Source organism: Kocuria salsicia (genome assembly GCF_007681555.1).
GTDB lineage: Bacteria > Actinomycetota > Actinomycetes > Actinomycetales > Micrococcaceae > Kocuria > Kocuria salsicia.
The window spans coordinates 57,328-81,162 of sequence record NZ_VELE01000006.1 but is presented as its reverse complement, the minus strand read 5'-3'; the positions used below and the strand labels follow the sequence as shown (position 1 = coordinate 81,162).

Here is a 23,835-nt window from a genome sequence, read left to right as displayed (position 1 = left end):
TATTGTATGACACTCAATATTGAGTACACTCAAGAACATTCCCACGGGACGCCGGACGGGCGTCCCAGGAGACGAAGGAGGAACGTCATGCAGCACACAGCAGGAAACTACGAGGCCTTCGTGAAAGCACGGCCGGCAGAGCACGCGCAGGACACCCGCGCCTGGATCGTGGGGTCCGGGCTCGCGGGGCTCGCCGCCGCCGTGTTCCTGGTCCGTGACGGCGGTGTTCCCGGCGAGAACGTCACGGTGGTGGAGAAGGGCCACCTGCCCGGCGGGGCCCTGGACGGCCTGGACGTCCCCGAGAAGGGCTTCGTGATCCGCGGCGGACGCGAGCTGGAGAACCACATGGAGTGCCTGTGGGACATGATGCGCTCCGTTCCGTCCCTGGAGATCGAGGGCGCGTCCGTGCTGGACGAGTTCGCGTGGCTCAACCGGGACGACCCCAACTACTCCCTGCGCCGCGCCACGGTGAAGCGCGGGCAGGACGCCGGGCACGAGGGGAAGTTCGACCTCCCGCAGCGCGCCCAGAAGGACCTGCTGCACGTCTTCCTGGCCACCCGTGAGGAGATGGAGGGCAAGCGCATCCAGGACGTGATGAGCAAGGAGTTCCTGGCCTCCCCGTTCTGGATGTACTGGCGCACCATGTTCGCGTTCGAGGAGTGGCACTCCGCGCTGGAGTTCAAGCTCTACCTGCACCGCTTCGTGCACCACATCGGCGGTCTGCCGGACTTCTCCGCGCTGAAGTTCTCCAAGTACAACCAGTACGAGTCCTTCGTGCTGCCCCTGATCAAGTACCTGACGGAGAAGGGTGTGACGTTCCAGTACGACACGGACGTCCGCGACATCGACTTCTCCCACCGCAACGGCGAGATCCGTGCCACCGCGATCCACTGGACGCGCGAGGGCGCCGAGGAGACCCAGGAGCTCGGTGAGCACGACCTCGTGTTCACCACCATCGGCTCCCTGGTGGACAACTCGAACGACGGCGACCACGCCACCCCCGCGAAGCTGGACCGCGGACCCGCCTCCGCGTGGGACCTGTGGAAGCGCATTGCCGCCAAGGACCCCTCGTTCGGGCGTCCCGAGGTGTTCTGCTCCTCGATCGACGAGACCAAGTGGGAGTCCGCCACCGTCACCACCCTGGACGAGCGGATCCCGGAGTACATCCGCAAGATCGCGCAGCGGGACCCGTTCAGCGGCCGCGTGGTCACCGGCGGCATCGTCACCGCCGAGGACTCCTCGTGGCTGCTCAGCTGGACGGTCAACCGGCAGCCGCACTTCAAGAAGCAGCCCAAGGACCAGATCGTGGTGTGGGTCTACTCGCTGTTCGTGGACACCCCGGGCGACTTCGTCAAGAAGTCCATGTCCGAGTGCACCGGCGAGGAGATCACCCAGGAGTGGCTGTACCACATGGGTGTGCCCGTGGAGGAGATCCCGGAGCTCGCGGCCACCGGCGCCAAGACGGTGCCCGTGATGATGCCGTACGTGACCAGCTTCTTCATGCCCCGTCACGCCGGCGACCGCCCGCAGGTGGTTCCCGAGGGCGCCAAGAACTTCGCGTTCCTGGGCCAGTTCGCGGAGACCGGCCGGGACTGCATCTTCACCACCGAGTACTCGGTGCGCACCGGCATGGAGGCTGTGTACGAGCTGCTGGACCTGGACCGCGGCGTGCCCGAGACCTGGGGCAGCACCTACGACGTCCGCGTGCTGCTGGATGCGTTGACGCGGCTGCGTGACGGTGAGAAGGTCCGGATCCCGGGCCCGGAGCCGCTGCGCAAGCGGCTGCGCCGTCGCCTGGAGGACGGCGAGATCGGCGAGCTGCTGGAGGAGTACGGCGTGATGTGAGCCCGATGACCGGTGTGGCCGCGCGGGCGCGGCGCAGGAGGTGTCAGAGCATGCGGCACAGCTTCTGCGCCAGCCCGTGCAGGGCCAGCCGGTCCCGGACGCTCATGTCCAGACTGTCCAGCAGGTTCTCCTGCATTCCGGCCGCGTCCTCCTCGAGGGCGCGGCCGGTGTCCGTGAGGGACACGATCACGGAGCGCTCGTCCTGCTCGGAGCGTCGGCGGGTCACAAAACCGGCGTTCTCCATGCGGCGCAACAGGGGGGAGAGAGTGCCGCTGTCCAGCATCAGCGCCTCCCCCAGCTGGTTCACGGTGCGCTCGTCCTGCTCCCACAGCACCAGGAGCACAAGGTACTGGGGGTAGGTGAGCCCCATCTTCGACAGGGGTTCCCGGTACGCGCTGGTGACCTTGCGGGAAGCCGAGTACAGCGCGAAGCACAGCTGCGTGTCCAGGCGGAGGTCGGGAGTCATGCACACATGCTACGGGGCGCACTGCGTGCAGGGGACATGCGACAGCACATCGTGCGGCGTGCCACGCAATTGCCCGCCACCCTTCGCCGAGTCGCGGAGGCAGCGGCGGCGAGGGCCGCGTGAACTGGGTCAACGCAAACTTGTTGAACAATCCGGGGGAGTCGCGTATAGCTATGACCCGGCTCACAGGGTGTCCGCATCCTCTTGCTCTTCCCTTTCCCCGACAGCATGGAGACCCCGGTGGCGGAACACGACCACGACCCCACGACCGCCCGCACCGGGGGGTCGTCCACGGCCACGGCGACTTCCGCGCCGGCCCCGGCTTCGGACCACGCGAACCGCCGGTTCGAGACCAACTGGGCCATCTCACTCTTCGGCACCGCGGTGGGCGCGGGTGTGCTCTTCCTGCCCATCAACGCGGGCCTCGGTGGACTGTGGCCGCTGCTGGTCGTGACCGTCCTGATCGGGCCCATGACGTACCTGTCCCACCGGGCGCTGTCCCGGTTCGTGTGCGCCTCGCCCGTGCCCAGCGAGGACATCACCGGAGTGGCCCGCCGCGCCTTCGGTGAGGGGCTGGGCCGGGTGGTCACAGTGGTGTACTTCCTGGCGATCTACCCCATCGTGCTGATCTACGGCGTGGGCATCACCAACACCGTGGACAGCCTCCTGGTCAACCAGTTCCACCTGGCCTCCCCGCCGCGCTGGTTGCTCTCCGGACTGCTCGTGGCCGCCATGATGGCCGTGATGCTCGCGGGCCAGCGGATCATGCTGATCATCACGCAGTGGCTGGTCTACCCGTTGATCCTGATCCTGCTGGGCGTGACGCTCTACCTGATCCCCAGGTGGGACCTCAGCGTCTTCCAGGGCGCGCACGCCCCGGGCGACTTCCTGATGTCCGTGTGGACGATCATCCCGGTGCTGGTGTTCGCGTTCAACCACTCGCCCGCCATCTCCCAGTTCTCCGTGGCCATGAAGCACGAGTACGGGGACCGCGCGAGCGAGCGTGCCTCCGTGGTGCTCAAGCGCAGCACCGTGCTGCTGGTCATCTTCACCATGGGCTTCGTGTGGTCCTGCGTCCTGGCACTGGGCCCCACCGGGCTGCAGGCCGCCAAGGACCAGAACCTGCCCGTGCTGTCCTACCTGGCCAACGAGCACGGCAGCCCGTTCATCACCTACCTGGGCCCCGGCGTGGCGCTCGCCGCCATCGCCTCCTCCTTCTTCGGGCACTACATGGGTGCCGCGGAGGGCGCCGTGGGCATCGTCCGCTCCACCGTGGACCCCCGGGGCACGAAGATCAGCGACAAGGCCCTGAAGACCGCCGTGGCCGTGTTCATCTTCATCACCACGTGGCTCGTGGCCATTGCGAACCCCAGCATCCTCTCGCTCATCGAGTCCCTGGCCGGACCCGTGATCGCCGTGATCCTCTACCTCATGCCCATGTACGCCATCCGCAGGCTCCCCGCGCTGGAGCCGTACCGCGGGAAGATCTCCAACGTGTTCGTCACCGTGGCCGGCATCGTGGCCGTGAGCGGGATCGTCTACGGGCTGCTGCCCTGAGTCCCCACCCCGGCAGGCTCCCACGCCCGGGCGGCGACGCCTGACCCGCGGACGACGCCGCTCCACCCGGCTTCGCGCCCCGGCGCACGGGTGCCGGGGAGCCGGCGGTGCGGCGGCGTCGTCCGCGGCGGGACCTGCGGGATCACTCGTTCGACGGAATCACTGGCCCGGGGCGCCGCCGGGACCGCCCGCGCCGCCCGGTGCTGCGGCGGCCGTGGGCTCGGTGCTCGTGTCGACGGGGACGTCGATCGTCACCGTGTACCCCTTGGCCACGCTGCCTGAGACCTTCGGCATCTGCATGTCCACCCCGTCCGAGAAGACGTTGTCCGTCTCCAGGGTGATCTGGGACATGTTCGTGGCGGAGTCCGGGTAGCGGGAGTCCTTGTAGACCGTGTTGGCCATCTCCTCCGGCAGCGCGATCTGCGAGGTCAGCACCGCGTTGGTGGCGTCCGTGATCGAGCCGATGTCCGGGAAGACCTCGAAGTGGATGTGCGGCCAGCGGCCCGCGTAGCAGCCCGGGACGATCGACGTGAAGGTGACCTTGCCGTCGTCACCCACCACCTGGACGCCGCGCAGGTACGTCTCGTCCTCCACGCCCTCCGAGTACATGGAGTAGTTGCCGTCCGGGTCGCAGTGCCACACGTACACGGCCGCGCCCGTCATGGGGCCGTTGTCCTTGACCATGTCCACGATGTTCATCGTCAGGGTCATGGCTACGCCGTCCACCGCGGCGCCGCCGTCGATGCTCGCGGTGATGTTGCTGCGCTCCACCCCGGAGACGTCCAGCGCGTCTGCACCGTTGGAGCCGTCACCGGGGTAGGGCCCAGCGGTCTCCTGCGGCATCTCCTCGTCGTAGGTCTTGGAGGGCGATGGCGTGGCGCTCGCGGTCTCGGACGCCGATGCCGTCGCGGAGGCGGAGCCGGACGAGCCCGACGTCGTGGTGCCCGTGCACGCCGCCAGTGCGAAGACGCTCGCGCCGGCCCCGAAGATGCCGAGCGCGCGGCGGCGGTCGATCAGCGTTCCGAGGTCGAAAGCGAGGCCCTGGTCCTCGACGTCCTCCTCCGGGCGGTCCAGAGGGCGCCCCTCGAAGGTGGGCTGCTCGTGGGTGGTGCCGGCCTGCTGCCCGGTACCTTGCTGGTCGGAGCGCGCGGAGTCCGCGGGCGACGTCGTGCCCTGCGCTCCCGGGGCGGCGTCCCCTGTGTCGTTGCGCACCCGCGGCGCCTCGGACGCGGCCGGGTAGGTGCGGATGCTGCGGCGGGGGAAGATCGGGGTCATGGAGGGTCTCCTCATCGACAGGTGGTGGTCCTGGTTTCGTGCTGCCCACGACGCTACGAACCGAGGCTTTGTCGGGTGTGGGGCGGTGCTGTGCCGGGGCTGTGAGGGCGTAAGAGACAGTGGCTACGCTGGGGTCCATGAAGATCGCAGTGCTGGGAGCAAGTGGAAACTTCGGGACGAACGTGGCGGACGTCATCGAGCAGAGGGGTCACACAGTGGTACGCGCGAGCCGCAGCACCGGCGTGGACGCGGTGGCGGGCAAGGGGCTGGCCCGGGCGTTCGAGGGTGCTGACGCCGTGGTGGACGCGCTGCACATCAACACGTTCGGGGCGCGGAAGTCCGTCCCGTTCTTCACCGCGGCCGCCGGCAACGTCGCGTCCGCCGCGCACGAGCAGGGCGTGTCCCGGATCGTGTGCCTGTCCATCGCCGGTGCCGCGGATCCCCGCGTGAACGGCGGGTTCGGCTACTACAAGGGCAAGGCCGCGCAGGAGAGCATCTACCAGCAGGCCCCGGTGCCCTCCACCACGGTGCGCTCCACCCAGTGGTTCGACCTCGTCCCCGCCACCGTGGGCATGGTCTCCAAGGGGTCCGTGGCTTTGGCGCCCACCATGCTCATGGCGCCGGCCCTGCGCGAGGAGGTCGCGGACTTCGTCGCCGACGTCGTAACCGCACCCGGGCAGGCGCGGCACGAGATCCGCGCGATCCGCGGCCCGGAGGCGGACACCATCGCGAACTTTGCACGCCGCATCCTCGCGGCCGGCGGGGACCTGGGCGGTCAGCGACCCCGCACGGTCAAGGAGGCGCCGTACCTCGGCCGGGGCATCGCCAACGGCGGGCTCATCCCGCAGGACGCGTTCGTCACGAGCACGCGGTTCGAGGAGTGGCTTGCGGGGTAGGGCTGCCGGGAGAGTGCGGCGGGGAGGATCTCACCCGCGGCAGACACTTGATCGGTGCGGGACGTCAATGACGTAGATGGTCACGATCTCATCGTGGATCTCGCAGATGACGCGGTAGTTGCCCACGCGGTATTGCCAGAGCCCCGCGAGGTTTCCGGTGAGTCCCTTGCCGCCTGCTCGCGGGTCGTCCAGGGAAACCACGTCACCACGTCACGGAGATATGCCGTGATTTGCCTGGCGACCTGTCGGTCGAGTTTTTTCAACGCTCGCAGGGACGTTTCAGAGAACTCAATCGCCCAGGTCAAGGATCTTCTCTACCTCGGCAAGGGTGTAGGTGCGTTCCCGCCCAGCTCGGACGTTCTGGGCGGTCTCGAGGATCTCGTATTCCTGTACCAGCCGGTTGATGTGGGTCTCTACTGCCTCACGAAGGTAGTAGCGCTTGGAGCGCCCGGTTCGGCCGCCAGCCGTTCGAGCTTCGCCGCCGTCTCGTCGGACAGTTTGACTGATGTCGCGGTGGTCATGATGGTTTTCCTCTCCTGCTGGGAGCAAGAGGACTACTTGTAGTCAACTGTAGATTCGGGGTCGGTCATACCCCGTGTCGGCAGCCGGACGGGTCAGCGGACGAGGGGCGGGCCGCTGCTGGCGCGTTCGTGCAGGCGGGTGGGCAGGACCACGTGGCGGGGGTCTACGCCGTCGACCATCTCCAGCAGGAGGCCGGCGGCCGCGCGTCCCTTCTCGCTGAACGGCTGGGCCACGGTGGTCAGACCCACTTCCGCGGCCCGGGCGACGTCGTCGTAGCCCGTCACGGTCAGGTGGTGCGGGACCTCGATGCTGCGCTCCCGCGCCCAGCGCAGCACCCCGAGCGCGTAGGTGTCCGCGATGCAGGCGATCGCGGTGACCCGCGGGTGCTGTGACCAGAGCGCGGCGGCCGCCCGGGCGCCGTCGTCCTCACTGACCCGCCACCGCTCCTCCACCGTGACGGTGCGGCCGAGGCCCTCCTCCAGTCCGTGGATCCGCCAGCGGGGGAGGTCGTAGACGCTGCGGCGACGCCGTGCCCCGCCGACCCGGCCGTCGTAGGGCCGGGTGGACAGGCGCGAGGTGATGACGCCCACGTGGCGGTGGCCGAGGTCGCGCAGGTGCTCGCCCACGGCGCGCATTCCGGCGACCTCGTCAAGGCCCACCCATCCCAGGCCGGGGACGGGGCCCGGCTGGTCCACCACCACAGCGGGTGCACCGCGGCGCTCGAGCAGGTCCAGGGTGGCGTTGCGCGAGGGCAGGGAGTGCAGGATCACCCCGTCCACGGCGGCACGGTCCAGTTCCGCCAGCCGGTCCCGGTCCGGGGTGCCCGTGGGCAGCAGGACCAGGTGGTTGCTGCGGGCCATGAGCTCCCGGCCCACCCCGGCGAGGAAGCCCGAGGAGGCGGGGTCGGAGAAGGCGAACTCGAGGTCGTCCGTGAACACCACCCCCACGCCTCCTGTCCGGCGGCGGCGCAGGCTGCGGGCCACGGGGTCCGGTCCCACGTAACCGAGGGAGGTTGCGACGTCGAGGATGCGGTTGCGCACCGCGGGTGAGAGCTTCTCCGGGCGGTTGTAGGCGTTGGAGATGCTCGAGACGGAAACCCCGGCGGCGCGGGCCACCTCCGACATGGTGATCCTGGAACGGTGCATGGCCCCATCCTTTGGTAAATCGTTTGACCACGCCACTTGGCCGGAACGGTGCTGCGGCGTGGATCCGGTGGCCGGGTGCTCAGCAGACTGGGGAACGACAGCGGAAGCACACCGAGTCCCACGAGGAAGGCACCCCCGAATGATCACCATGACCATGTCCCTGAAGAAGGCCCCGGGCATCACCCACGAGGAGTTCGTGCACCACCACGTGACGGTGCACGGCGCGCTGATGCGCTCCATTCCGGAGGGGCGCCAGCACATCCTGCGCTACCTGCAGACCCACCCGGGGGACACGGGCATCTCCTCGGTCACGCCCGCGGACTTCGACGGCACCGCGCAGCTGTGGTTCGACAGCCCCGAGGGGCTCGACGCGGTCATGGGCTCCGAGACGTTCAGGAACGTGGTGGCAGCGGACGAGCCGAACTTCCTGGACCAGCGGGCCACGCTCGTGGTGGTGGGCGAGGCCCACCCGATCATCGGTGACGCGACCACCGAGACGTCCGCCGTGCTGCCCCTGGGGCCCCGGGAGGACCGGTTCGGGACCCTGCCCCGCGGGTGCAACCACGTGGGGCTGACCGTCCCCGACATCGACTCCGCCACGGATTTCCTGCGCGCGGCCTTCGACGCGAAGCTCGCCTACGACGGCCTGGGACCCGGCGATCCGCCGCGCGAGGGCGAGGAGACCGAGCAGCAGCTGGGGCTGCCGTCCGGGGCCGCGATCACCCGGCAGCGCATGGTGCAGATCGGGACGGGCCCGAGCATCGAGATGTTCCAGGTCGAGGGGCCCAGCAGCAGGCCCCCGCGAAGCTCAGCGACCTGGGGCTGAACCACCTCTCGGTGTTCGTGGACGACGTCGACGACGCCCTGCGCCGGGCTGTCGCGGCGGGCGGCGAAGCCCTCTCGGAGCCCCACCCGAACTCCCCGCACGAGGACACGGAGGGCAACGCGAGCGTCTACGTGCGCGCGCCGTGGGGAACGCTCTTCGAGCTGCAGGCCATCCCGGGCGGGCACTGGTACGACGACACCGCTGAGATCCAGGTCTGGACGCCGCCGGCCCGCTGAGGGCCCCGTGCGTCGCACTCCGGGGCCGGGTCAGCCGCAGTCGATCCCCAGAAGCGGCGCAGCGCCTCTGCGCCCTCGCAGGCCACGGGCATTTCGGGAAGGTGCCCACCGCTTGTGGGCGGGCGTCGTCAGTCTGTGTAGAACTCGAAGTCGTTGTCGGCATCCAGCTCCCGCAGCTTCTGGAAGGCCGTGCGCCGCTGTGCTTCGCGCTCCTCGCGCAAGCGGAGCACGTCAGTGCGGCGGAACCGGGCATGGGATCCGACCTTGAAGGAGTCGATCATGCCCTCGCGAGCCCACCGCAGGAGAGTGGGGCGGGAGACGCCCAGGAGATTGGCGGCCACGGTGCTCGTCAGCTCCTCGGGCGTCTGGGCGATGTTCGCCGAGCCGTGTTCCGCGATGGCGGACAGCGCGCGGAGAAGTGTTCTCTGAACCTCCGCCGGGAGGGCTACATCGTGGCCTGCGGCATCGCGAAGAACCAGGCTCGTGCCGTGCTGTGCCGGGGGTTGCGCCTCCCGCACGGTCTGTGCCGAGATGTTGATCCGTTCGACGGTGGTCGTCATGGCGTGCTCCTGGAGTGCAGTGGTCACTGTTCGTGCAGTTAGACCTAACGCATTTCCACTTATAAACGAACGACTGGTGCTCTCACCGCTCCAGGTCCAGGAGCTTCAGCGCTTCCTCGCGCATCTCCACCTTGCGGACCTTGCCGGTCACGGTCATGGGGAACTCGTCCACCACGTGCACGTAGCGGGGGATCTTGTGGCGGGAGATCTTCCCGTCCGCGAACTCCAGGATGGCTTCGGCGGTGAGGGCGGGAGCGCCGTCGCGCAGCCGCAGCCAGGCCATGAGCTCCTCGCCGTACTTCTCGCTGGGCACGCCGATCACCTGGGCGTCCACGATGTCCGGGTGGGTGCAGAGGAACTCCTCCACCTCGCGCGGGTAGATGTTCTCGCCGCCGCGGATCACCATGTCCTTGATGCGCCCGGTGATCCGCGCGTAGCCGTCCTGGTCCATCACGGCGATGTCCCCGGTGTGCAACCAGCCGTCGGAATCGATGGTCTCGCGGGTCTTCTCCTCCTGACCTCAGCAGCCCTCCTGACCGAGTAGCCGCGGGTGTGGAACTCCCCGGCCGTGCCGCGCGGCACGGTCTCACCCATGGAGGGATCCACGATCCTGACCTCCACGGGCGGGCGCACCCGGCCCACGGTCTCCACGCAGCGGTCCAACGAGTCGTCCGCGCGCGTCTGGAAGCTCACCGGCGAGGTCTCCGTCATGCCGCAGCAGATCGCGACCTCGCTCATGTGCATCTTGTCGATCACCTTGCGCATGACCTCCATGGGGCACGGGGAACCAGCCATCACGCCGCTGCGCAGCGAGGACAGGTCGTAGTCCCCGAAGTCTGGCAGCTCGAGCTCGGCGATGAACATGGTGGGCAGCCCGTACACACTTGTGGCCTTCTCCTGGGAGACGGCGCGCAGCGCGGCCCGCGGGTCGAACCCCGGCCCCGACAGGATGATCGCGCTGCCGTGGGACGTGGCCGCGAGGTTTCCCATCACCATCCCGAAGCAGTGGTACAGCGGCGGCGCCGGAGAACCATGTGGCACGCGGCGCCACGGTGCTCGTCAGAATCCCTGCGAGTACCAGGGACCCGGCGGTCAGTCGGACCTGGCGTTCCAGATCCCAGCGTTCGTGACCGGTGCGCACCGCGCGTCCGGCGTCGCGCCATGCGTCGATCCCGCCGGTCAGGACGGTTGCGCTCGTCATACCCGCCGAGGTCAACAGCTCCGCGGCGCGCGTTGAGCGGGCTCCGGAGCGGCAGATCACCACGGTGACGCGGGGTAGTAGCTGCCCGATCTGCCGGGTGTGCTTCTCGATGAGAGCCAGGGGGCGTTGACGGAGCCCGGAATGTGACTGATGCCGAACTCCACGGGGGTCCTGACGTCCAGGAACAGCGGTGCACCCTCATGGGGGTCCTGGAGTTCGGAGGCGGAAACGGTGGCGGGTGAGGACATGGTGTTCTCCTTCTCGAGTGGCTGTCGGACGGGACGGTGCCCGGCTCGGGTGCGGGGTGTCACAGGGTCAGCCCAGGAGCCGGGGCACGCTTTGCAGGGCGGTGTAACACCCCGTGAGCACCAGCAGACCGGCGAAGCCCAACGACAGCAGGCGCGTGTTGATCCGGTGGCCCACGCGGGACGGTTCTCGGGGTCGTCGTGGTTCGAGGACGGGCGGGACCAGGCCCGAAATCGCACCCGAGATCACGACCACCAGGGAACCCACCGTTGCGTGGGTCGGGGGAGTCCCGGGGCGAAGGTGCGCATCGGCACGGTCATGATGGCCCCGCCGCCGCCCAGCGCGCCCATGACGAGCCCCACCAGCAGCCCTGCGATGACGACGATGAGCGCGATCACCCCTGCGGGATGATGACGGTCCTGGGGTGCGTGCCGAAGCGAGCCGTGCTCGCTGCAGCACATGCCCCCCGGGGGGGCAATTTTGGAGCGAGGGAGAACGGCGTGCGGATCACGCGGTGGGGTGCAGGGGAGGGGGATTCCGGGTGGCCCTCACCGGCCCGTCCCGCATGAAAAGTGCACGTCTAGATTGTGGACAATCCAAATACCGCGACCTACCATCGATTGCGGTCGCACCACCCGGCGTTCAGTGCCGGGGCTCACCGGCCACGGAAAGGACGAGGAATCACCATGAACGCTATGTACACCGCGGAAGCGCTTGCCCAGGGCGCGGGCCGCAACGGCAGCGTCGCCACCAAGGACGGGTCGCTGCAGTTCGACCTGGCCGTGCCGAAGGAGATGGGGGGATCCGGGGACGGCGCCAATCCCGAGCAGCTTTTCGCCGCCGGGTACGCGGCCTGCTTCCACTCCGCCCTGCAGATGGTCGCCCGCCAGCAGAAGGTCTCGCTCGGTGATTCCGCCGTGGGTGCCCGCGTGCAGATCGGCGACAACGGCGCAGGCGGGTTCACCCTGGCCGTGCAGTTGGAAGTGATCATCCCCGAACTCGAGCACGACGCGGCCCAGGAGCTCGCGGACGCCGCGCACCAGGTCTGCCCCTATTCCAACGCCACGCGCGGCAACATCGAGGTCACCGTGACCGTGGTGGAGGACTGACGAGCGCGTCGCACCGCGCCCGACGAGAGCGCACGGCACGTCCCCGGCGTCCTGGGGCCCACTGAGGCCCTGACGGGGCCGTGCCGTGACGCACGGGCGGGGGCCACGAGCCCCACGGCGCCGAGGGGGATGTCACGTCCCCTCGGCGCGACGTCGCCCTCAGACGCTCTCGGGGACGCGCACCTCGGTGCGCAGGGTCGCGGAGCGGCGGTCGGCGAGTTCGCGGCGCACGACCCAGACGACCGCGACGATCCACAGCAGGGCGAGCGCGCCGAGGATCGCGTAGTACGCGGCGTCGCCGGGGAGGCGCGCCTGCACGGCGTCCAGGCGCAACAGGGTACGCGTGTTCGTGAAGATGATGAGTCCGCCGGCGCCGACGGCGAGGATGCGCGGGGCGAGCCAACGCACGAGCCACGCGGCGATCGGCGCGGCCACCACACCGCCGATCAGCAGAGCCAGGACCATGCCGAAGTCGACGCCCTGGCTGCCGAGTGCCATCAGGAACCCGATGGAGGCACCCAGACTGACCACGAACTCGGACGTGTCGATGGATCCGATGACCTTGCGCGGGGCGATCTTGCCGGAGGCCAGCAGGGTGGGGGTGCCCACGGGGCCCCACCCACCGCCGCCGATCGCGTCCATGAAGCCCGCGACCGTGGCCAGGGGGATCAGGAAGAATCCGCGCACCTTGCCCGTGAAGTTCGGGCGCCGCCCGCCGAGCCGCAAGAACCTCCACACCACGTAGCAGCCCAGCAGCAGCAGGATCACGGACATCACCGGTGTGGCGGCCTCCCCGGAGAGGGTCAGCAGATGGGCGCCCGCGAATGCGGCGATCCCGCCGGGAACCGCCATGAAGCCCACGACGCGCCAATCGATGTTGCCGAAGCGCCAGTGCGAGAGCCCGGAGGCCAGGGTGGTGCCCACCTCCGCGAGGTGCACGGTCGCGGAGACCGAGGCGGGGGTCAGGCCCACGGCCAACAGCAGGGTGGAGGAGGTCACGCCGTAGGCCATACCGAGCGAACCGTCCACGAGTTGCGCCCCGAAACCCACCAGGGCCAGCAAGATCAATGTGCGCACGGTGCGACTCCTGTGCAGTCGAAGGGGTGAGATGGCTCAGCCTAGGAACCGGGCGGGCGCTCACCTAAGGAATGTTGCGCCGTGCGTCACAACGTGTAGTGCGATGACATCCGCTTGACATCGGCCGGGGGGGCGTCTCCCCTTGTCAGCCGTCAGTACGCTGACGAGGATGGGAGGGTCAGCGATTCCGCCGACCGAGACGTCCGAGGAAAGGACAGCACGTGGCAGAGAAGAATCCCGCCAACGCGGGCGAGGAATCCATCAAGATGAGCCCCCAGGAAGAGAGCGCGGCCCTAGGTCAGGAGACCCAGGAGGACGCCGAACCCGCCGACGAGGGCGTGGGCGCCATGACGGACAACAAGGGCGACGAGCCCGCCACCGAGAACTGACCTGAACCACTACGCGATCGGCCCGTGGCACATGCCACGGGCCGATCGCGTACTCAGGTCTCTGGTGTCCGGCTCAGTCCTCCTCGCCGGGATCCTCGCGGGGGTTGCCGATGTTGTACCGCGGCGGGCGGGTGCGGAAGTTCGCGAGCTTGTGCGAACCGTCGCAGAACGGCGCGATCGACGACATGTTGCACCGGCACAGGGCGACGACGCGCCGCGGCGGCTTCTGCGGCTCGGCCCCCGGTTCCGGGGCGATCAGCACGTCACCGCGCACCAAGAGCGGTCCGTCCGGGCACGGGGTGATCACCACGGGATCCTCGGCGTCGTGCGCCACCGAGAGGACGGGGCTCCCGTCGTCCGTGGTGCGGGGATCCTGCTCGCTCACAGGGCCACCCGCTCTTCGGCCGGGGCCTCGGAACCCACGGTCTGCAGTCCCGGCATGCTCCCGCGCAGGGAGGTCCTCCCGTCAGACCAGCACTCGAGCATGTGATCACCCATGAGCCCGTCCACGTACAGGCACGCGGCCGCGCCGAACAGGACGTCCTCGAGCAGCTCGGGCTCGTCCTGGGCGAGCGCCCCGGCGAGGTCACGCGCGGCGATCTGTTCGTGAACGGCGTCGGCCTCCACGTGCTCGTCGTAGTACCAGGTGACGTCCGCGTCGTAGCCGAGCTTGCGGAACGCCCGTCCGTAGTACTTGTTGGGGATCGAGGACGTCATCTCGAACGCCGCGAGGTGACCCGCGATGGCCCCGCGCAACCGGCGGTGCAGTCCGAACAGGCTCATGAGGTTCATGGACGCGAGCGTGGGGGCGGGCACGAGGTCCAGGTAGTGGTCCGGGGTGTCGTCCAGGCCGAAACCTCGCATGGTCTGCGCGAAGATCGTGGCGTGCACGCGCTCGGGACGGCCCCCGCCGTACTCGTCCGACTGGATCTCCACGAGCGCTGCCTTCGCGCGGCCCCGCAACCGGGCGATGCCCCACGCGTGGGGGTCCGCCTCGCGCAGCGTGTAGATGGAGCGGTGGACCAGGAACTCGCTCAGGATCTCCTCGCTCGGGTGCCGGGCGAGCCACGTGGCCAGGGTGGGCTTGGCGTCCCCGCCGGTCATGGCGAACATCGTGTCCACGAGCTGCGCGGAGTCACCGGGCAGGGGATCGGGCAGGGGCACGCGACGGCGCAGCTCGGCCTCGAAACCGGCCTCGAGCACTGTGCGCACGCGCAGCAGCTCGGGATCCCACTCGCGGTCCGCGGTCACGAATTCCGCGGGCCCGTAGTGCAACAGGTAGAGCAGGAACAGGGCCAGCTGCAGGTCCTCGTCCGCGAGGACGTCCTGCGACGCGTCAACCGCGGTGGCCGCAGCCTCGGACATTGCCGCGTACCCGCTCGCCGGGGTCTCCTCCGGGCCGGTCAGGATCTCCAGGAGGGCCGTGCTCACGGGTCCGCGAGCGGTCGGGGCCACGGTTCGGGTGGGGGCGGTCGTCATGATGGTGTTCTCCGCTCGGGAAGATGGGTGCTCGGCGCGGGCGGGGTGCCTCTGAAGACGGGGATTGCCCGCGGACCGCGGTGGTGCGGTCCGCGGGCAATCGGCGGAAATAGTACGACTACTTCCTATTCATTAGGCCAACATACCCGTGGTCGGGAAACGTTCCCAGACCCGGTGGCTGCCGAGCAGTTCCAACACGGTGCTCAGTACGTCCTTGGCGGAGTCCGCGCTCACGACGCCGGGCGTCTGGGCGATCTGCAGGGCGTCCAGCACGTCTGTGCCGGGGCCGAACGCGGCGATCGCCTTGGCGTGGCGCCACATCTCGTTGAGCAGCAGGCTCACGCGGGGGTCGATGTCGCCCGGGCTGGGGGCACCGGCCTTCGCGTCCAGGCCCGCAGCCACCTGGTGCGCGGGGGCACCCGCGGTGGTGACCACGGCGGCGTCGAACTCGATGGAACGCGCCGTGAGCAGCGTCCGGTGGGCGACGACGCCGGGGGTCACCTCCCCGCCCTGGGGTGCGATCACCAGCGGGACCATGCCCGCGGCGTCGATGCCCGAGACCAGCTCGGTCAGCTGGGTGGCGTCCGTATCCGGGCCCACGAGGATACCCACCTGGCGCCCGGCCACGGGCCACGTGCCACCCACCTGGGACAGCGCCGGTGAGGGGTCCACGTCCTGGGCGGGAGCCACGGTGGGCTCCTGGTCCGGCAGACCCAGCGCCTGCGCCACCGCGTGGCCGAGCGCGGGATCGATCGTGAAGAGGTGCCGCAGCTGACGCACCCGGATGGTCTCGTCCCAGCACTTGCCGAGCTCGAACGCGTACGCCTGCGCGGTGTGCTCACGCTCCACCTCGCTCAGGGAGAGCCAGAACATGCGCGCCTGGGAGAAGTGGTCGTCGAAGGACTGTGGCCGGGCGCGTTCCTTCACGGACTCCGCCACGGGGGCCGGGTAGTCGATGAACGCGTGCTCGCCCTCGGGCGTCTCGAACGGATTGCCGCCGTCCAGCGAGTTGGGGCGGTAGGGGGCCACACCGGAGTGCACGGCGCTCTGGTGATAGCCGTCCCGCAGCATGTCGTTGACCGGGGCGTGCGGACGGTTGATGGGCAGCTGGTTCCAGTTGGGACCGCCCAGGCGGGTGATCTGGGTGTCCAAGTAGGAGAAGAGCCGACCCTGCAGCAGAGGATCGTTGGTCACGTCGATGCCCGGGACCAGGTTGTTCGGGTTGAACGCCACCTGCTCCGTCTCCGCGAAGTAGTTGGAGGGGTTCCTGTCCAGGGTCATGAGACCCACGGGTTGCACGGGAACCAGCTCTTCCGGCACGAGCTTGGTGGGATCGAGCAGGTCGATGCCCTGGAAGCTCTGCTCCTCGTTGTCCTCGAAGACCTGCACGCCCAGCTCCCACTGCGGGAACGCCCCGGCCTCGATGGCGTCCGCCAGGTCACGGCGGTGGAAGTCCGGATCTGCGCCGTTGATCAGCTGGGCCTCTTCCCACGCCACCGAGTGCACACCCAGGTGCGGCTTCCAGTGGAACTTCACCAGCACGGTGCTCCCGTCCGCTGCCACCAGGCGGAAGGTGTGGACGCCGAAGCCCTCCATGGTGCGGAAGGAGCGCGGGATGCCGCGGTCAGACATGTTCCAGATGGCGTGGTGCTGTGCTTCGGTGTGCAGGGACACGAAGTCCCAGAAGGTGTCGTGCGCGGATTGCGCCTGGGGGATCTCGCGGTCCGGGTGGGGTTTCCCGGCGTGGATGACGTCCGGGAACTTGATGGCGTCCTGGATGAAGAACACCGGCATGTTGTTGCCCACCAGGTCCCAGGTGCCCTCGTCCGTGTAGAACTTGGTGGCGAAGCCGCGGGTGTCACGGGCCAGATCGCCCGAGCCGCGGGAGCCCAGCACGGTGGAGAAGCGCACGAACACGGAGGTTTCCTTGTCCTTGGCGAACAGGCCCGCGCGGCTGAGCTTGGTGGCCGAGCCGTAGCCGCGGAACGTGCCGTGGGCACCCGCGCCGCGGGCGTGCACCACGCGCTCCGGGATGCGCTCGTGGTCGAAGTGGGAGATCTTCTCGCGGAAGTGGTGGTCCTGCAGCAGGACGGGCCCGCGGGCACCGGCCTTCAGTGTCAGGTCCGAGGTGGTCAGCCGCGTGCCGTGGGCGGTGGTCAGGTAGTCACCCTGCTGGGCCATGCTCGTGGCCGGGACGTCCGTGGTGGCACCCGTGGGGGTGACACGCTCGGGCGAGCCCTGATCCGGCTTGGGTGGCAGCGGCGGGTGTGCTGCGGTGGGCTCTTCGACGGTCGGCTCGCTGGTGCCGGGAACTCCCGGGACCTGGGGTGACTGGTTCTCGTGTGCGGACATGACGATCCTCCTACGAAGCTGACGCACGCCGCGGACATGGAGTGCGACCTGGTGCTCCCATACTGTCAGCACCCTTGGGGGTGGGCATACACCTGTAGGGAGGCAGTCGCCGTCATGCCCGGTTGTGAACCTGTCACGGGCTGCGCGCGCGGACCGCGCGGCGTCGTCGTGAGACAGTGATCCCATGACGTGGACACCGGTGACACTGCGCGGGCGGCTGGTCCGCCTGGAACCCCTCAGCCGCGAGCACCTGGACGGGCTGATCGGGGCCACCGAGGACGGGCGCATGTGGGAGCGCTGGTACACGAGCGTCGCGGACCCGGACGGGATGGCGGCGGCCGTGGAGCAGCGGCTCACGTGGCAGGACGAGGGATTCATGCTGCCCTTCGTGACCGTGCGGCAGGCGGACGGCGCCGTGCTGGGGATGACCACGTTCTACGACCCCCAGTGGGCAGTGCCGCGCGTGAGCGTGGGCCACACGTGGAACCGGGCCTCCACCCACGGAACGGGCACCAACGCGGAGTCCAAGCTGCTGCTGATGACCCACGCGTTCGAGGAGCTCGGCTGCCAGTGCGTGCGCTACGAGACCAGCTGGGCCAACCAGCAGTCGCGCACCGCCATCGAACGCCTTGGCGCGCGCCTGGACGGTGTGCTGCGCGCGGACCGGTTGGAGCGCAACGGGGTGCTGCGGGACACCGTGGTGTACTCGGTCCTCGCCCACGAGTGGCCCTCGGTGAAGACCGGGTTGGAGGCGCGGGTGGCCCGGCGCTGAGCCCGCCACCCCAGGAGAAACGATGGCTCAGTCCGTTCAGTGGCTCGCGCTGGCGATTGCCGGGCTGGTGGTCCACAGCCGGATCGTCACGTGGGTGCGCCCGAGGTGAGCTGCTGTGCGGAGGGCGCGTGAGCGGCGTCGTCCGGCAGGCGGACGGAACTTGTCAGGGCGGTGAGGCTCGGGCGGCGCGGGGTGGAGCTGAAGCCGAAGTCCGGGGCGGGGGTCATGTCCGTGAGGGGGCCCAGATCGTGGCCGCCCCACGTGGCATGCGAGAACGTGATGGTGTGGAGGTCGTGCGCGGAGTACCACTCGGTGCGGCCGCCGCCCGCGGTGCCCAGCGTGCGCACGCCGGGCATGACGCGGCGCGCCACCGGATCCGTGAGGCGGGCGAAACCGAGCGACGCGCCGAGCGGGCGCGGCACCGCCTGCAGGAGGTACCCCAGCGGTGCTCGCGGGCCCACGCTGAACTGCCAGGCGAGGGGCCCGGCGGTGACCGTCCAGCGCGAGCCACGGGAGAACCCGGTGCGGGTCACGCTCACGGGCACGCGGGTGACGGCGTCGAACGTGTAGGTGGCGGAGACGAACTCGGCGACCCACGGGTCCGGGGCGAGCAGCTCACGGCGGCCGTCCGGGTGCGCGACCATCACGTCAGCGAACGGCCCGTGCGGGGTGCTCGACCAGCAGCCGAGGACAAGGCGCGTGCCGCCTTCGGTTCCGACGCCGGCGATGTGGCCGGTGAAGCGGTGGGTGGGGGAGGAGGTCATGGGGCCAAGGGTAGTGAGTGCGGCGGCGCAGAGCACCGGTCGCCAGGTGGTTGGGGCTCAATGAGTCCGTGATGTCGTCCTGGCTGAAAACATATGTTCGAGTGCTGAATGTCTGTGCTCACCACGGTCGTCTCTGAAATGTTGGCCTGGGAGTGTACCCCGCCATTCCCGCCGGCTGTTCCATAGCCTGGCTGGACGAAAGAAGCGTCCTGGAGGAGGAGGCGCATCGGCGGAAGCGTCTCTACCCGGTCCTAGCGTCTCTGTATCCGTTCTCGACACGCTGTCTCCTCGAAGCAGCTGGGTGTAATGACTGGTCGAACGTCTGGACCAGACGCCGGCCGTTGCGCTGAGGCCCAGGGGAATGTTCGAGGGCTGGGCGGATGATGCTTTCTGGCGTGACTACCTCTCACAACAGATGTCCTGAAGCTTGCGACCGCATGATCGGCGCCGCAAAAGCATAAAATTGGGGGCAGGGCGCGGGACGTCCGCGTCCGCCTATGGGAGGAGCCCTTCATGAGAGCGGCACGCTACTACGGACGCAAGGACATTCGCATCGACGACCTGCCCGAGCCAGAGGTCGGACCCGGCATGGTGGGAATCGATGTGGCCTGGTGCGGCATCTGCGGCACGGACCTGCACGAGTACCTCGAGGGTCCCATCTTCTGCCCCACGCCGGACACCCCGCACCCCATCTCGGGCGAGACGTCCCCGGTCACGTTGGGACACGAGTTCTCGGGCGTCGTGTACGCCGTTGGCGACGGTGTGGACGACGTGGAGGTCGGCCAGCACGTCGTCGTCGAGCCCTACATCATCGGTGAGGGTGTGGACACCGGTCCGGACAGCAGGGACTACCACCTCTCGGAGAACATGAACTTCATCGGCCTGGCCGGTGGCGGCGGCGGTCTGGGGGAGAAGATCTCCGTGAAGCGCCGCTGGGTGCACCCGATCTCCAACGAGATCCCCCTGGACGAGGCTGCTCTGATCGAGCCGCTGTCGGTGGGTTACCACGCGGTCGAGCGCTCCGGCGCGAAGGCCGGTGACGTCGCCCTCGTGGGTGGTGCCGGCCCCATCGGTCTGCTGACGGCCGCCGTCCTCAAGGCCCTGGGCGTCACCGTGGTGATGTCCGAACTGAGCACCCTGCGCCGCGAGAAGGCCGTCGAGGCCGGTGTCGCCGACTACGCACTGGACCCCCGGGAGACGGACGTGGCTGAGGAGGTCCGCAAGCTCACCAACGGCAAGGGCGCGGACGTCGCCTTCGAGTGCACGAGCGTCCAGGTGGTCCTCGATACCCTCATGGATGCACTGCGTCCCACAGGGGTACTTGTGGTCGTCTCCATCTGGGGCAAGCGTGCGGACTTCGACATGCACAAGCTGGTCATGAAGGAGATCGACCTGCGGGGCACGATCGCCTACGTGAACTCGCACCCCGCGACCATCGCGCTCGTGGAGTCCGGCAAGATCGACCTCAAGCCGTTCATCACCGGCAAGATTGGCCTGGAGGGCCTGGTCGAGGAGGGCTTCGACACTCTCATCAACCGCACCGAGACCGCGGTCAAGATCCTGGTCTCCCCCTCGGGCGAGGGTCTGTAGCCCTTATCAGGCCCAGCCCCCACGGACAGGCATGCGGCGGCCCCTGCGACGTTCTTCGTCCCGGGGTCGCTGCCCCTCTCTGGGCGGGTTCCCGGGACGGGTTGACCCGTTGCCGACGTCGCATGCGCACCTCCCGCGCTGTCGTCACCCCTCACCGGCACACGCCCCACAGCCCCCGCACAGCCGCCGCCAGCACGGGCCACACCTGCCGTTCCTACCGTGGAAGCACGGGCCGACAGCCCGCAAGGAATCCACGAAGGAGAGTGCGACCATGACCACCAGCGCGTACGGATCCGCCCAGAGCACGGACGCCGTGGCCCGGTACCGGTACCTGCTGTCCACGAGCAGCCCGGAGCAGATCGAGAAGGCCCACGAGGAGGCGTTCGCGGCGATGACGCCCACCGAGCGTCAGGAGGTTCTTGCCGCGCTCGCTCGGAACGGTGAGTCTCCCGCGGACACGTCCTCCGCGTCGCTCGCCCGCTCGGCGACCCGCCTGGAAATGCGCCAGCCGGGGAGCATGAGCAGCCTCACGGGCTCGCTCGGCGGGGGCGGTACGGTCCTGGCGTCGCTGGCGGCCGGGTTCGTCGGCTCCGCGGTGTGGAGCGGACTCACGGGCGGCGACGGTGTGGGCGGGCGTCCCGGGCTGCTCTCCCGACTGTTCGGTGGTGGCCGTCGCCCGGGCGGGCTGGGTGGACTCTTCGGCGGCTCCTCGTACGGGAGCGGCTACGGCGACGACCAGGGCTACGGCTCCTCCCGCGGCGGCCACCGTGGCGGGTTCATCGGCGGCGGCGGGTCCGTCCGCGAGAGGGGCCCCGGTGGTCCCGACGGCGGATCCGGCGGTTTCGGGGGCCCGGGTCGTGGTGGCCCCGGCGTCGGTCCCGGTGGGGCCCCCGGCGGGCCCGGCGGTCGCGGCCCGGGTGGAATGGGCGGTGGCGTGGGCGGCAGCTTCTGAACCGCCCGCCCTTTCAACGACCAAGGCTCCCCGACGCGCCCGGAGCCCTGGCCGACCACCAGGAAGTGCCACCCGTATGCATTCAATTGTGGACAACTTAGAAGCGAGCAACTAAACTCACTCGCGGCCTTTCCCGGCGCGTCCAGGATCCCGTCCCGGTGTCGTCGGTGGAAGGCAGCAGCACGCCTGCACCGGAGGTACCCTCTGCCCGAGGCAATGGAGCTCCGCCGTTGCTGAGGACGCGTTCGACGCGAGACTCGGTTCTTGGGGGATCGAGCCTCGCTGAGTGGGGGACCGCTCTGTGGGGCGTGCTGCCCTGGGCCCGCAGGCCCGGCGTCGTTCAACGAGGAACCGCCGGCGCCCCCGCCCGGCACATGGCGCTCGCGGACCCGCGCGGCCTGCCCGGTGCGTCAGACTTTTCGAGCCAGCACCACCCGGTCCCGGCTGTGCCCCGCACCGGCCCCGCCCGGCACATGGCGCTCGCGGACCTCGTCCCGTTCGATCTCCCACCCGCGCCCGGCCACGTGCGCGAGCACGTGCTGCGGCATCACGTAGTCCTGCGTGTCGTACCCGTGGGGCGCCTCGTCCATGTCGTGGTGCACGAACAGCAGCCTTCCTCCCGGCGCCACGGCCCGTTCGAGCGCCTCCTCCACATGCTCGTCACCGCCGCGCGGGATGGCCGGGTACTGCACGGAGACCAGGTCGAACTTCCCGGTCTCCGCCTCCCCGAACCCCTGCACGAGCCACGTGATCGCCAGCCCGGCGGCGTCCGCCCGTGCCCGCCCTCGCTCGACCGCCACGCGGGAGAGGTCCAGCGCGGTCACGCTCCAGCCGTGCCGGGCCAGCCACACGGCGTCGGCGCCCTCGCCGCACCCGACGTCCGGCACCGTTCCCGGCACGAGGTCCGCAACCACCGTGGTGAGGGTCTGGTTGGGCTCACCACTCCACAGGTTCGCGGTGCCGTAGCGCTCGTCCCACTCCTCGGCGGTGGTGGGGGCTTTCTGGGAAGGGTTCTCGTGCGACATGGGATCAAGAATTGCATGCCGGGCCCGACGACGTCGCCCCGCCACCGCACTGCCCCCGGGCACCCCGGTCTCGGGGAGGCTCGGCAGGAAGCCGGTGGGAACTCAGCGCGGTTCGCGGTTGAAGCCCACCAGCGCCGCACCGAGCACGCCCACGGCCACGTCCCCGAGGGTGTCCAGCAGCGGAATGTGGATCTCCGGTGTCACGAACAGGAACCCCAGCAGCTCCATGACCTCCCACACGACCGCGATGAGGAACCCCACCACCGCGCACAGCGCAAATGCCTCCCCTGGCCGGGACCGCGCACGTGCCCGCAGCTCAGGGCTCCCCGTGAGGGCACGGTTCCACGCCATCCACACCAGGGCGTGCAGCGTCACGAAGTGCATGAGGATGTCCCACCACCAGATCGCACTGTAGAGCTGCGCGGCGGCACTGAGCGCGGCGGCCAGCAGGACCAGCGAGCAGATGGCCCGCGGCGCCGCCGCCCGGAACCACAGGAACGCGAGCACCTGTCCAAGCCCCGCGAGCATCAGCACGGCCGTGTCCACCCACCACGTGTCCAGCGCGTAGTACGCCGCCGCGAGGATCGCGGTGAAGCACGTGGTGGCCCCCAGGACCGACCCGAGCGGCCGTCCCACGGAGGCCCAGCCCACTCCTCCACGTGTCCTCCGTGCCTCACCGGCCCCAGCCGCCCCGCGGGTCACCGATGCCCGCCGCTCCGCCAGGCAAGGCGGCCTTCCCACCGCACCCACGGCCGTTCGTCCGCCCAGTTCGTGAGAACGGTGGCGGCGGCCATGCCCAGCTGGCGGCGGATGCGCGCGGGGGAGACCACCGCGCGCCAGGAAACCACCGCAACGTTGTGCGGGTCCATGACCACACGCTGGTGGGGCTGGACCCGGAAGCTGAGGTCGAAGTCGTCGTGCACGCGCGGAGTCCGGTGGACGTGGGGTGACGCCTGTTCCCACCACTCCCGCCGAAACGCCACGTTGGAGCCCCACAGGGCCCAGTGGCCGAGGGCAGTGCCAGCCACGAGCCGGTATGCCGTGATGTAGGCCGCGCCGGTGAGACGTCCGAGCTCGGGGTGGCGGGGGCCGAAACGGGCGATCCCGGAGACGGCTACGGTCTCCCGCTGCCGTCCGGTGCCCCTGTGCGCCGAAGAGCCGCGGGGTGCCGTTTGCGCCGCGTCCAGAATGCTCACGTGCCGTTCGATCCACCCGGGGGCCGGCACACTGTCCGCGTCGCAGCGCAGGATGATGTCCCCTCGGGCGGCGTCGTACCCCGCGGCTGCCGCGATGGCGACGCCGCGCACGGGCTCCGCCACGCTGCGCACCTCTGGGTGGCGGTCCAGGAGGTGCGCCAGGCCGTCCGTGGAGCCGTTGTCCACCACCACGATCTCGTTCGGAGGGCACGTCTGCTGCCCGAGGGCCCGCAGGCAGCGCTCGAGGTAGCGGACGTCGTTGCGCACTGGGATGACAACGCTGCAGCTCATACCGTTCTCCGTGCGCTCTCGTTCCACCCGTCCAGTCTGTCATCCCGTCCCGGGACGACTGCCC

At 69.5% G+C, this 23,835-nt stretch carries 26 protein-coding genes and 2 pseudogenes; 11 read left to right on the top strand and 17 right to left on the bottom strand.

Annotated features, from left to right (window positions below; all coding sequences use genetic code 11):
• The first annotated feature begins 87 nt into the window (after positions 1-87).
• Positions 88-1,845 (top strand): oleate hydratase, encoded by a 1,758-nt coding sequence (locus FS770_RS09665; RefSeq protein WP_055082454.1) that lies wholly within the window; start codon positions 88-90, stop codon positions 1,843-1,845.
• Positions 1,846-1,888: 43 nt separating this feature from the next.
• Here FS770_RS09665 and FS770_RS09660 read toward each other — a convergent pair whose 3' ends face one another.
• Positions 1,889-2,311, bottom strand: a complete 423-nt coding sequence (locus FS770_RS09660; protein WP_055082456.1) for a MarR family winged helix-turn-helix transcriptional regulator — start codon at positions 2,309-2,311, stop codon at positions 1,889-1,891.
• Positions 2,312-2,551: 240 nt separating this feature from the next.
• Between FS770_RS09660 and FS770_RS09655 the strand changes: the two genes are divergently transcribed.
• The gene (locus tag FS770_RS09655) at positions 2,552-3,868 is read left to right on the top strand and encodes an SLC5/6 family protein (protein ID WP_244944860.1); all 1,317 of its coding nucleotides are present in this window, start codon (positions 2,552-2,554) and stop codon (positions 3,866-3,868) included.
• 159 nt (positions 3,869-4,027) lie between these two features.
• Here FS770_RS09655 and FS770_RS09650 read toward each other — a convergent pair whose 3' ends face one another.
• Entirely contained in the window at positions 4,028-5,143 is a 1,116-nt protein-coding gene (locus FS770_RS09650; protein WP_145011413.1) for a dioxygenase family protein, read from the bottom strand.
• A gap of 137 nt (positions 5,144-5,280) precedes the next feature.
• On the opposite strand from FS770_RS09650, the gene FS770_RS09645 reads away from it, so the two are divergent.
• Positions 5,281-6,039, top strand: coding sequence for an SDR family oxidoreductase (locus FS770_RS09645; protein WP_145011410.1), 759 nt, complete (start codon positions 5,281-5,283; stop codon positions 6,037-6,039).
• Positions 6,040-6,069: 30 nt separating this feature from the next.
• On the opposite strand, the gene FS770_RS09640 is transcribed toward FS770_RS09645, so the two are convergent.
• Positions 6,070-6,240: a type II toxin-antitoxin system RelE family toxin gene (locus FS770_RS09640; protein WP_222126509.1), complete on the bottom strand. Its 171-nt coding sequence runs from the start codon at positions 6,238-6,240 to the stop codon at positions 6,070-6,072.
• Between the two features lie 24 nt (positions 6,241-6,264).
• Here FS770_RS09640 and FS770_RS13900 point away from each other — a divergent pair, with 24 nt between their 5' ends.
• Entirely contained in the window at positions 6,265-6,603 is a 339-nt protein-coding gene (locus tag FS770_RS13900) for a hypothetical protein (RefSeq protein WP_222126508.1), read from the top strand.
• A gap of 50 nt (positions 6,604-6,653) precedes the next feature.
• Here the strand turns inward: FS770_RS13900 and FS770_RS09630 are convergent, their stop codons facing one another.
• Positions 6,654-7,706, bottom strand: a complete 1,053-nt coding sequence (locus FS770_RS09630; protein ID WP_186366746.1) for a LacI family DNA-binding transcriptional regulator — start codon at positions 7,704-7,706, stop codon at positions 6,654-6,656.
• Positions 7,707-7,845: 139 nt separating this feature from the next.
• Here FS770_RS09630 and FS770_RS13895 point away from each other — a divergent pair, with 139 nt between their 5' ends.
• Together FS770_RS13895 and FS770_RS13890 are read left to right on the top strand one after the other, a co-directional pair.
• Positions 7,846-8,532 carry an EthD family reductase gene (locus FS770_RS13895; protein WP_198145159.1) on the top strand — a complete coding sequence of 229 codons (687 nt, stop codon included), beginning with the start codon at positions 7,846-7,848 and terminating at the stop codon, positions 8,530-8,532.
• Positions 8,533-8,543: 11 nt separating this feature from the next.
• Positions 8,544-8,768, top strand: a complete 225-nt coding sequence (locus FS770_RS13890; protein WP_222126507.1) for a VOC family protein — start codon at positions 8,544-8,546, stop codon at positions 8,766-8,768.
• 128 nt (positions 8,769-8,896) lie between these two features.
• Here the strand turns inward: FS770_RS13890 and FS770_RS09615 are convergent, their stop codons facing one another.
• The 5 genes and pseudogenes from FS770_RS09615 to FS770_RS13760 form a co-directional block, all read right to left on the bottom strand.
• Positions 8,897-9,328, bottom strand: coding sequence for a helix-turn-helix domain-containing protein (locus tag FS770_RS09615; RefSeq protein ID WP_145011405.1), 432 nt, complete (start codon positions 9,326-9,328; stop codon positions 8,897-8,899).
• Between the two features lie 82 nt (positions 9,329-9,410).
• Positions 9,411-10,345: pseudogene (locus tag FS770_RS09610) on the bottom strand (AMP-binding protein); the annotation flags it as partial.
• Between the two features lie 196 nt (positions 10,346-10,541).
• Positions 10,542-10,589 (bottom strand): annotated as a pseudogene (locus tag FS770_RS14320) (hypothetical protein); the annotation flags it as partial.
• Positions 10,586-10,777 (bottom strand): rhodanese-like domain-containing protein, encoded by a 192-nt coding sequence (locus FS770_RS09600; protein WP_144943025.1) that lies wholly within the window; start codon positions 10,775-10,777, stop codon positions 10,586-10,588. The gene FS770_RS09600 and the pseudogene FS770_RS14320, both read right to left, overlap by 4 nt.
• A gap of 243 nt (positions 10,778-11,020) precedes the next feature.
• Positions 11,021-11,173: a hypothetical protein gene (locus FS770_RS13760; protein WP_157053080.1), complete on the bottom strand. Its 153-nt coding sequence runs from the start codon at positions 11,171-11,173 to the stop codon at positions 11,021-11,023.
• 288 nt (positions 11,174-11,461) lie between these two features.
• On the opposite strand from FS770_RS13760, the gene FS770_RS09595 reads away from it, so the two are divergent.
• Entirely contained in the window at positions 11,462-11,884 is a 423-nt protein-coding gene (locus FS770_RS09595) for an organic hydroperoxide resistance protein (protein WP_055082468.1), read from the top strand.
• 159 nt (positions 11,885-12,043) lie between these two features.
• Here FS770_RS09595 and FS770_RS09590 read toward each other — a convergent pair whose 3' ends face one another.
• Complete coding sequence (locus tag FS770_RS09590) at positions 12,044-12,961, bottom strand: sulfite exporter TauE/SafE family protein (protein WP_094393296.1); 918 nt, start codon at positions 12,959-12,961, stop codon at positions 12,044-12,046.
• Positions 12,962-13,182: 221 nt separating this feature from the next.
• Between FS770_RS09590 and FS770_RS13755 the strand changes: the two genes are divergently transcribed.
• Complete coding sequence (locus tag FS770_RS13755) at positions 13,183-13,350, top strand: hypothetical protein (RefSeq protein WP_186366745.1); 168 nt, start codon at positions 13,183-13,185, stop codon at positions 13,348-13,350.
• A gap of 73 nt (positions 13,351-13,423) precedes the next feature.
• On the opposite strand, the gene FS770_RS09585 is transcribed toward FS770_RS13755, so the two are convergent.
• From FS770_RS09585 to FS770_RS09575, 3 genes are all read right to left on the bottom strand, one after another.
• Positions 13,424-13,735, bottom strand: a complete 312-nt coding sequence (locus FS770_RS09585) for a CDGSH iron-sulfur domain-containing protein (protein ID WP_307723023.1) — start codon at positions 13,733-13,735, stop codon at positions 13,424-13,426.
• On the bottom strand, positions 13,732-14,829 hold the full coding sequence (locus FS770_RS09580) for an iron-containing redox enzyme family protein (RefSeq protein WP_145011402.1): 1,098 nt from the start codon (positions 14,827-14,829) through the stop codon (positions 13,732-13,734). Before FS770_RS09580 ends, FS770_RS09585 begins: the two co-directional genes overlap by 4 nt.
• Before the next feature lie 132 nt (positions 14,830-14,961).
• Positions 14,962-17,181 carry a catalase gene (locus FS770_RS09575; protein WP_145011399.1) on the bottom strand — a complete coding sequence of 740 codons (2,220 nt, stop codon included), beginning with the start codon at positions 17,179-17,181 and terminating at the stop codon, positions 14,962-14,964.
• 184 nt (positions 17,182-17,365) lie between these two features.
• On the opposite strand from FS770_RS09575, the gene FS770_RS09570 reads away from it, so the two are divergent.
• Positions 17,366-17,953, top strand: a complete 588-nt coding sequence (locus tag FS770_RS09570; RefSeq protein ID WP_144943022.1) for a GNAT family N-acetyltransferase — start codon at positions 17,366-17,368, stop codon at positions 17,951-17,953.
• 86 nt (positions 17,954-18,039) lie between these two features.
• On the opposite strand, the gene FS770_RS09565 is transcribed toward FS770_RS09570, so the two are convergent.
• The gene (locus FS770_RS09565) at positions 18,040-18,717 is read right to left on the bottom strand and encodes a hypothetical protein (protein ID WP_145011378.1); all 678 of its coding nucleotides are present in this window, start codon (positions 18,715-18,717) and stop codon (positions 18,040-18,042) included.
• Between the two features lie 513 nt (positions 18,718-19,230).
• Here FS770_RS09565 and FS770_RS09560 point away from each other — a divergent pair.
• Positions 19,231-20,307 (top strand): 2,3-butanediol dehydrogenase, encoded by a 1,077-nt coding sequence (locus tag FS770_RS09560; protein WP_055085784.1) that lies wholly within the window; start codon positions 19,231-19,233, stop codon positions 20,305-20,307.
• A 271-nt stretch (positions 20,308-20,578) separates the two neighbouring features.
• Positions 20,579-21,259, top strand: a complete 681-nt coding sequence (locus FS770_RS13750; RefSeq protein WP_186366744.1) for a hypothetical protein — start codon at positions 20,579-20,581, stop codon at positions 21,257-21,259.
• 410 nt (positions 21,260-21,669) lie between these two features.
• Here the strand turns inward: FS770_RS13750 and FS770_RS09550 are convergent, their stop codons facing one another.
• From FS770_RS09550 to FS770_RS09540, 3 genes are all read right to left on the bottom strand, one after another.
• Positions 21,670-22,284, bottom strand: a complete 615-nt coding sequence (locus FS770_RS09550; protein WP_145011372.1) for a class I SAM-dependent methyltransferase — start codon at positions 22,282-22,284, stop codon at positions 21,670-21,672.
• 102 nt (positions 22,285-22,386) lie between these two features.
• The gene (locus FS770_RS09545; protein WP_244944859.1) at positions 22,387-22,920 is read right to left on the bottom strand and encodes a hypothetical protein; all 534 of its coding nucleotides are present in this window, start codon (positions 22,918-22,920) and stop codon (positions 22,387-22,389) included.
• A gap of 62 nt (positions 22,921-22,982) precedes the next feature.
• A complete protein-coding gene (locus FS770_RS09540; protein ID WP_145011368.1) occupies positions 22,983-23,771 on the bottom strand; it encodes a glycosyltransferase family 2 protein in 789 nt (262 codons plus the stop codon).
• Positions 23,772-23,835: the final 64 nt, after the last annotated feature.

Coding starts and splice junctions, on each gene's coding strand:
- FS770_RS09540 (WP_145011368.1), bottom strand. CDS start 23,771: ATGAGCTGCAGCGTTGTCATCCCAGTGCGCAACGACGTCCGCTACCTC.
- FS770_RS09595 (WP_055082468.1), top strand. CDS start 11,462: ATGAACGCTATGTACACCGCGGAAGCGCTTGCCCAGGGCGCGGGCCGC.
- FS770_RS09575 (WP_145011399.1), bottom strand. CDS start 17,181: ATGTCCGCACACGAGAACCAGTCACCCCAGGTCCCGGGAGTTCCCGGC.
- FS770_RS09580 (WP_145011402.1), bottom strand. CDS start 14,829: ATGACGACCGCCCCCACCCGAACCGTGGCCCCGACCGCTCGCGGACCC.
- FS770_RS09630 (WP_186366746.1), bottom strand. CDS start 7,706: ATGCACCGTTCCAGGATCACCATGTCGGAGGTGGCCCGCGCCGCCGGG.
- FS770_RS09665 (WP_055082454.1), top strand. CDS start 88: ATGCAGCACACAGCAGGAAACTACGAGGCCTTCGTGAAAGCACGGCCG.
- FS770_RS09660 (WP_055082456.1), bottom strand. CDS start 2,311: ATGACTCCCGACCTCCGCCTGGACACGCAGCTGTGCTTCGCGCTGTAC.
- FS770_RS09615 (WP_145011405.1), bottom strand. CDS start 9,328: ATGACGACCACCGTCGAACGGATCAACATCTCGGCACAGACCGTGCGG.
- FS770_RS09570 (WP_144943022.1), top strand. CDS start 17,366: ATGACGTGGACACCGGTGACACTGCGCGGGCGGCTGGTCCGCCTGGAA.
- FS770_RS13750 (WP_186366744.1), top strand. CDS start 20,579: ATGACCACCAGCGCGTACGGATCCGCCCAGAGCACGGACGCCGTGGCC.
- FS770_RS09600 (WP_144943025.1), bottom strand. CDS start 10,777: ATGTCCTCACCCGCCACCGTTTCCGCCTCCGAACTCCAGGACCCCCAT.
- FS770_RS09565 (WP_145011378.1), bottom strand. CDS start 18,717: ATGACCTCCTCCCCCACCCACCGCTTCACCGGCCACATCGCCGGCGTC.
- FS770_RS13895 (WP_198145159.1), top strand. CDS start 7,846: ATGATCACCATGACCATGTCCCTGAAGAAGGCCCCGGGCATCACCCAC.
- FS770_RS09560 (WP_055085784.1), top strand. CDS start 19,231: ATGAGAGCGGCACGCTACTACGGACGCAAGGACATTCGCATCGACGAC.
- FS770_RS09550 (WP_145011372.1), bottom strand. CDS start 22,284: ATGTCGCACGAGAACCCTTCCCAGAAAGCCCCCACCACCGCCGAGGAG.
- FS770_RS09645 (WP_145011410.1), top strand. CDS start 5,281: ATGAAGATCGCAGTGCTGGGAGCAAGTGGAAACTTCGGGACGAACGTG.
- FS770_RS09650 (WP_145011413.1), bottom strand. CDS start 5,143: ATGACCCCGATCTTCCCCCGCCGCAGCATCCGCACCTACCCGGCCGCG.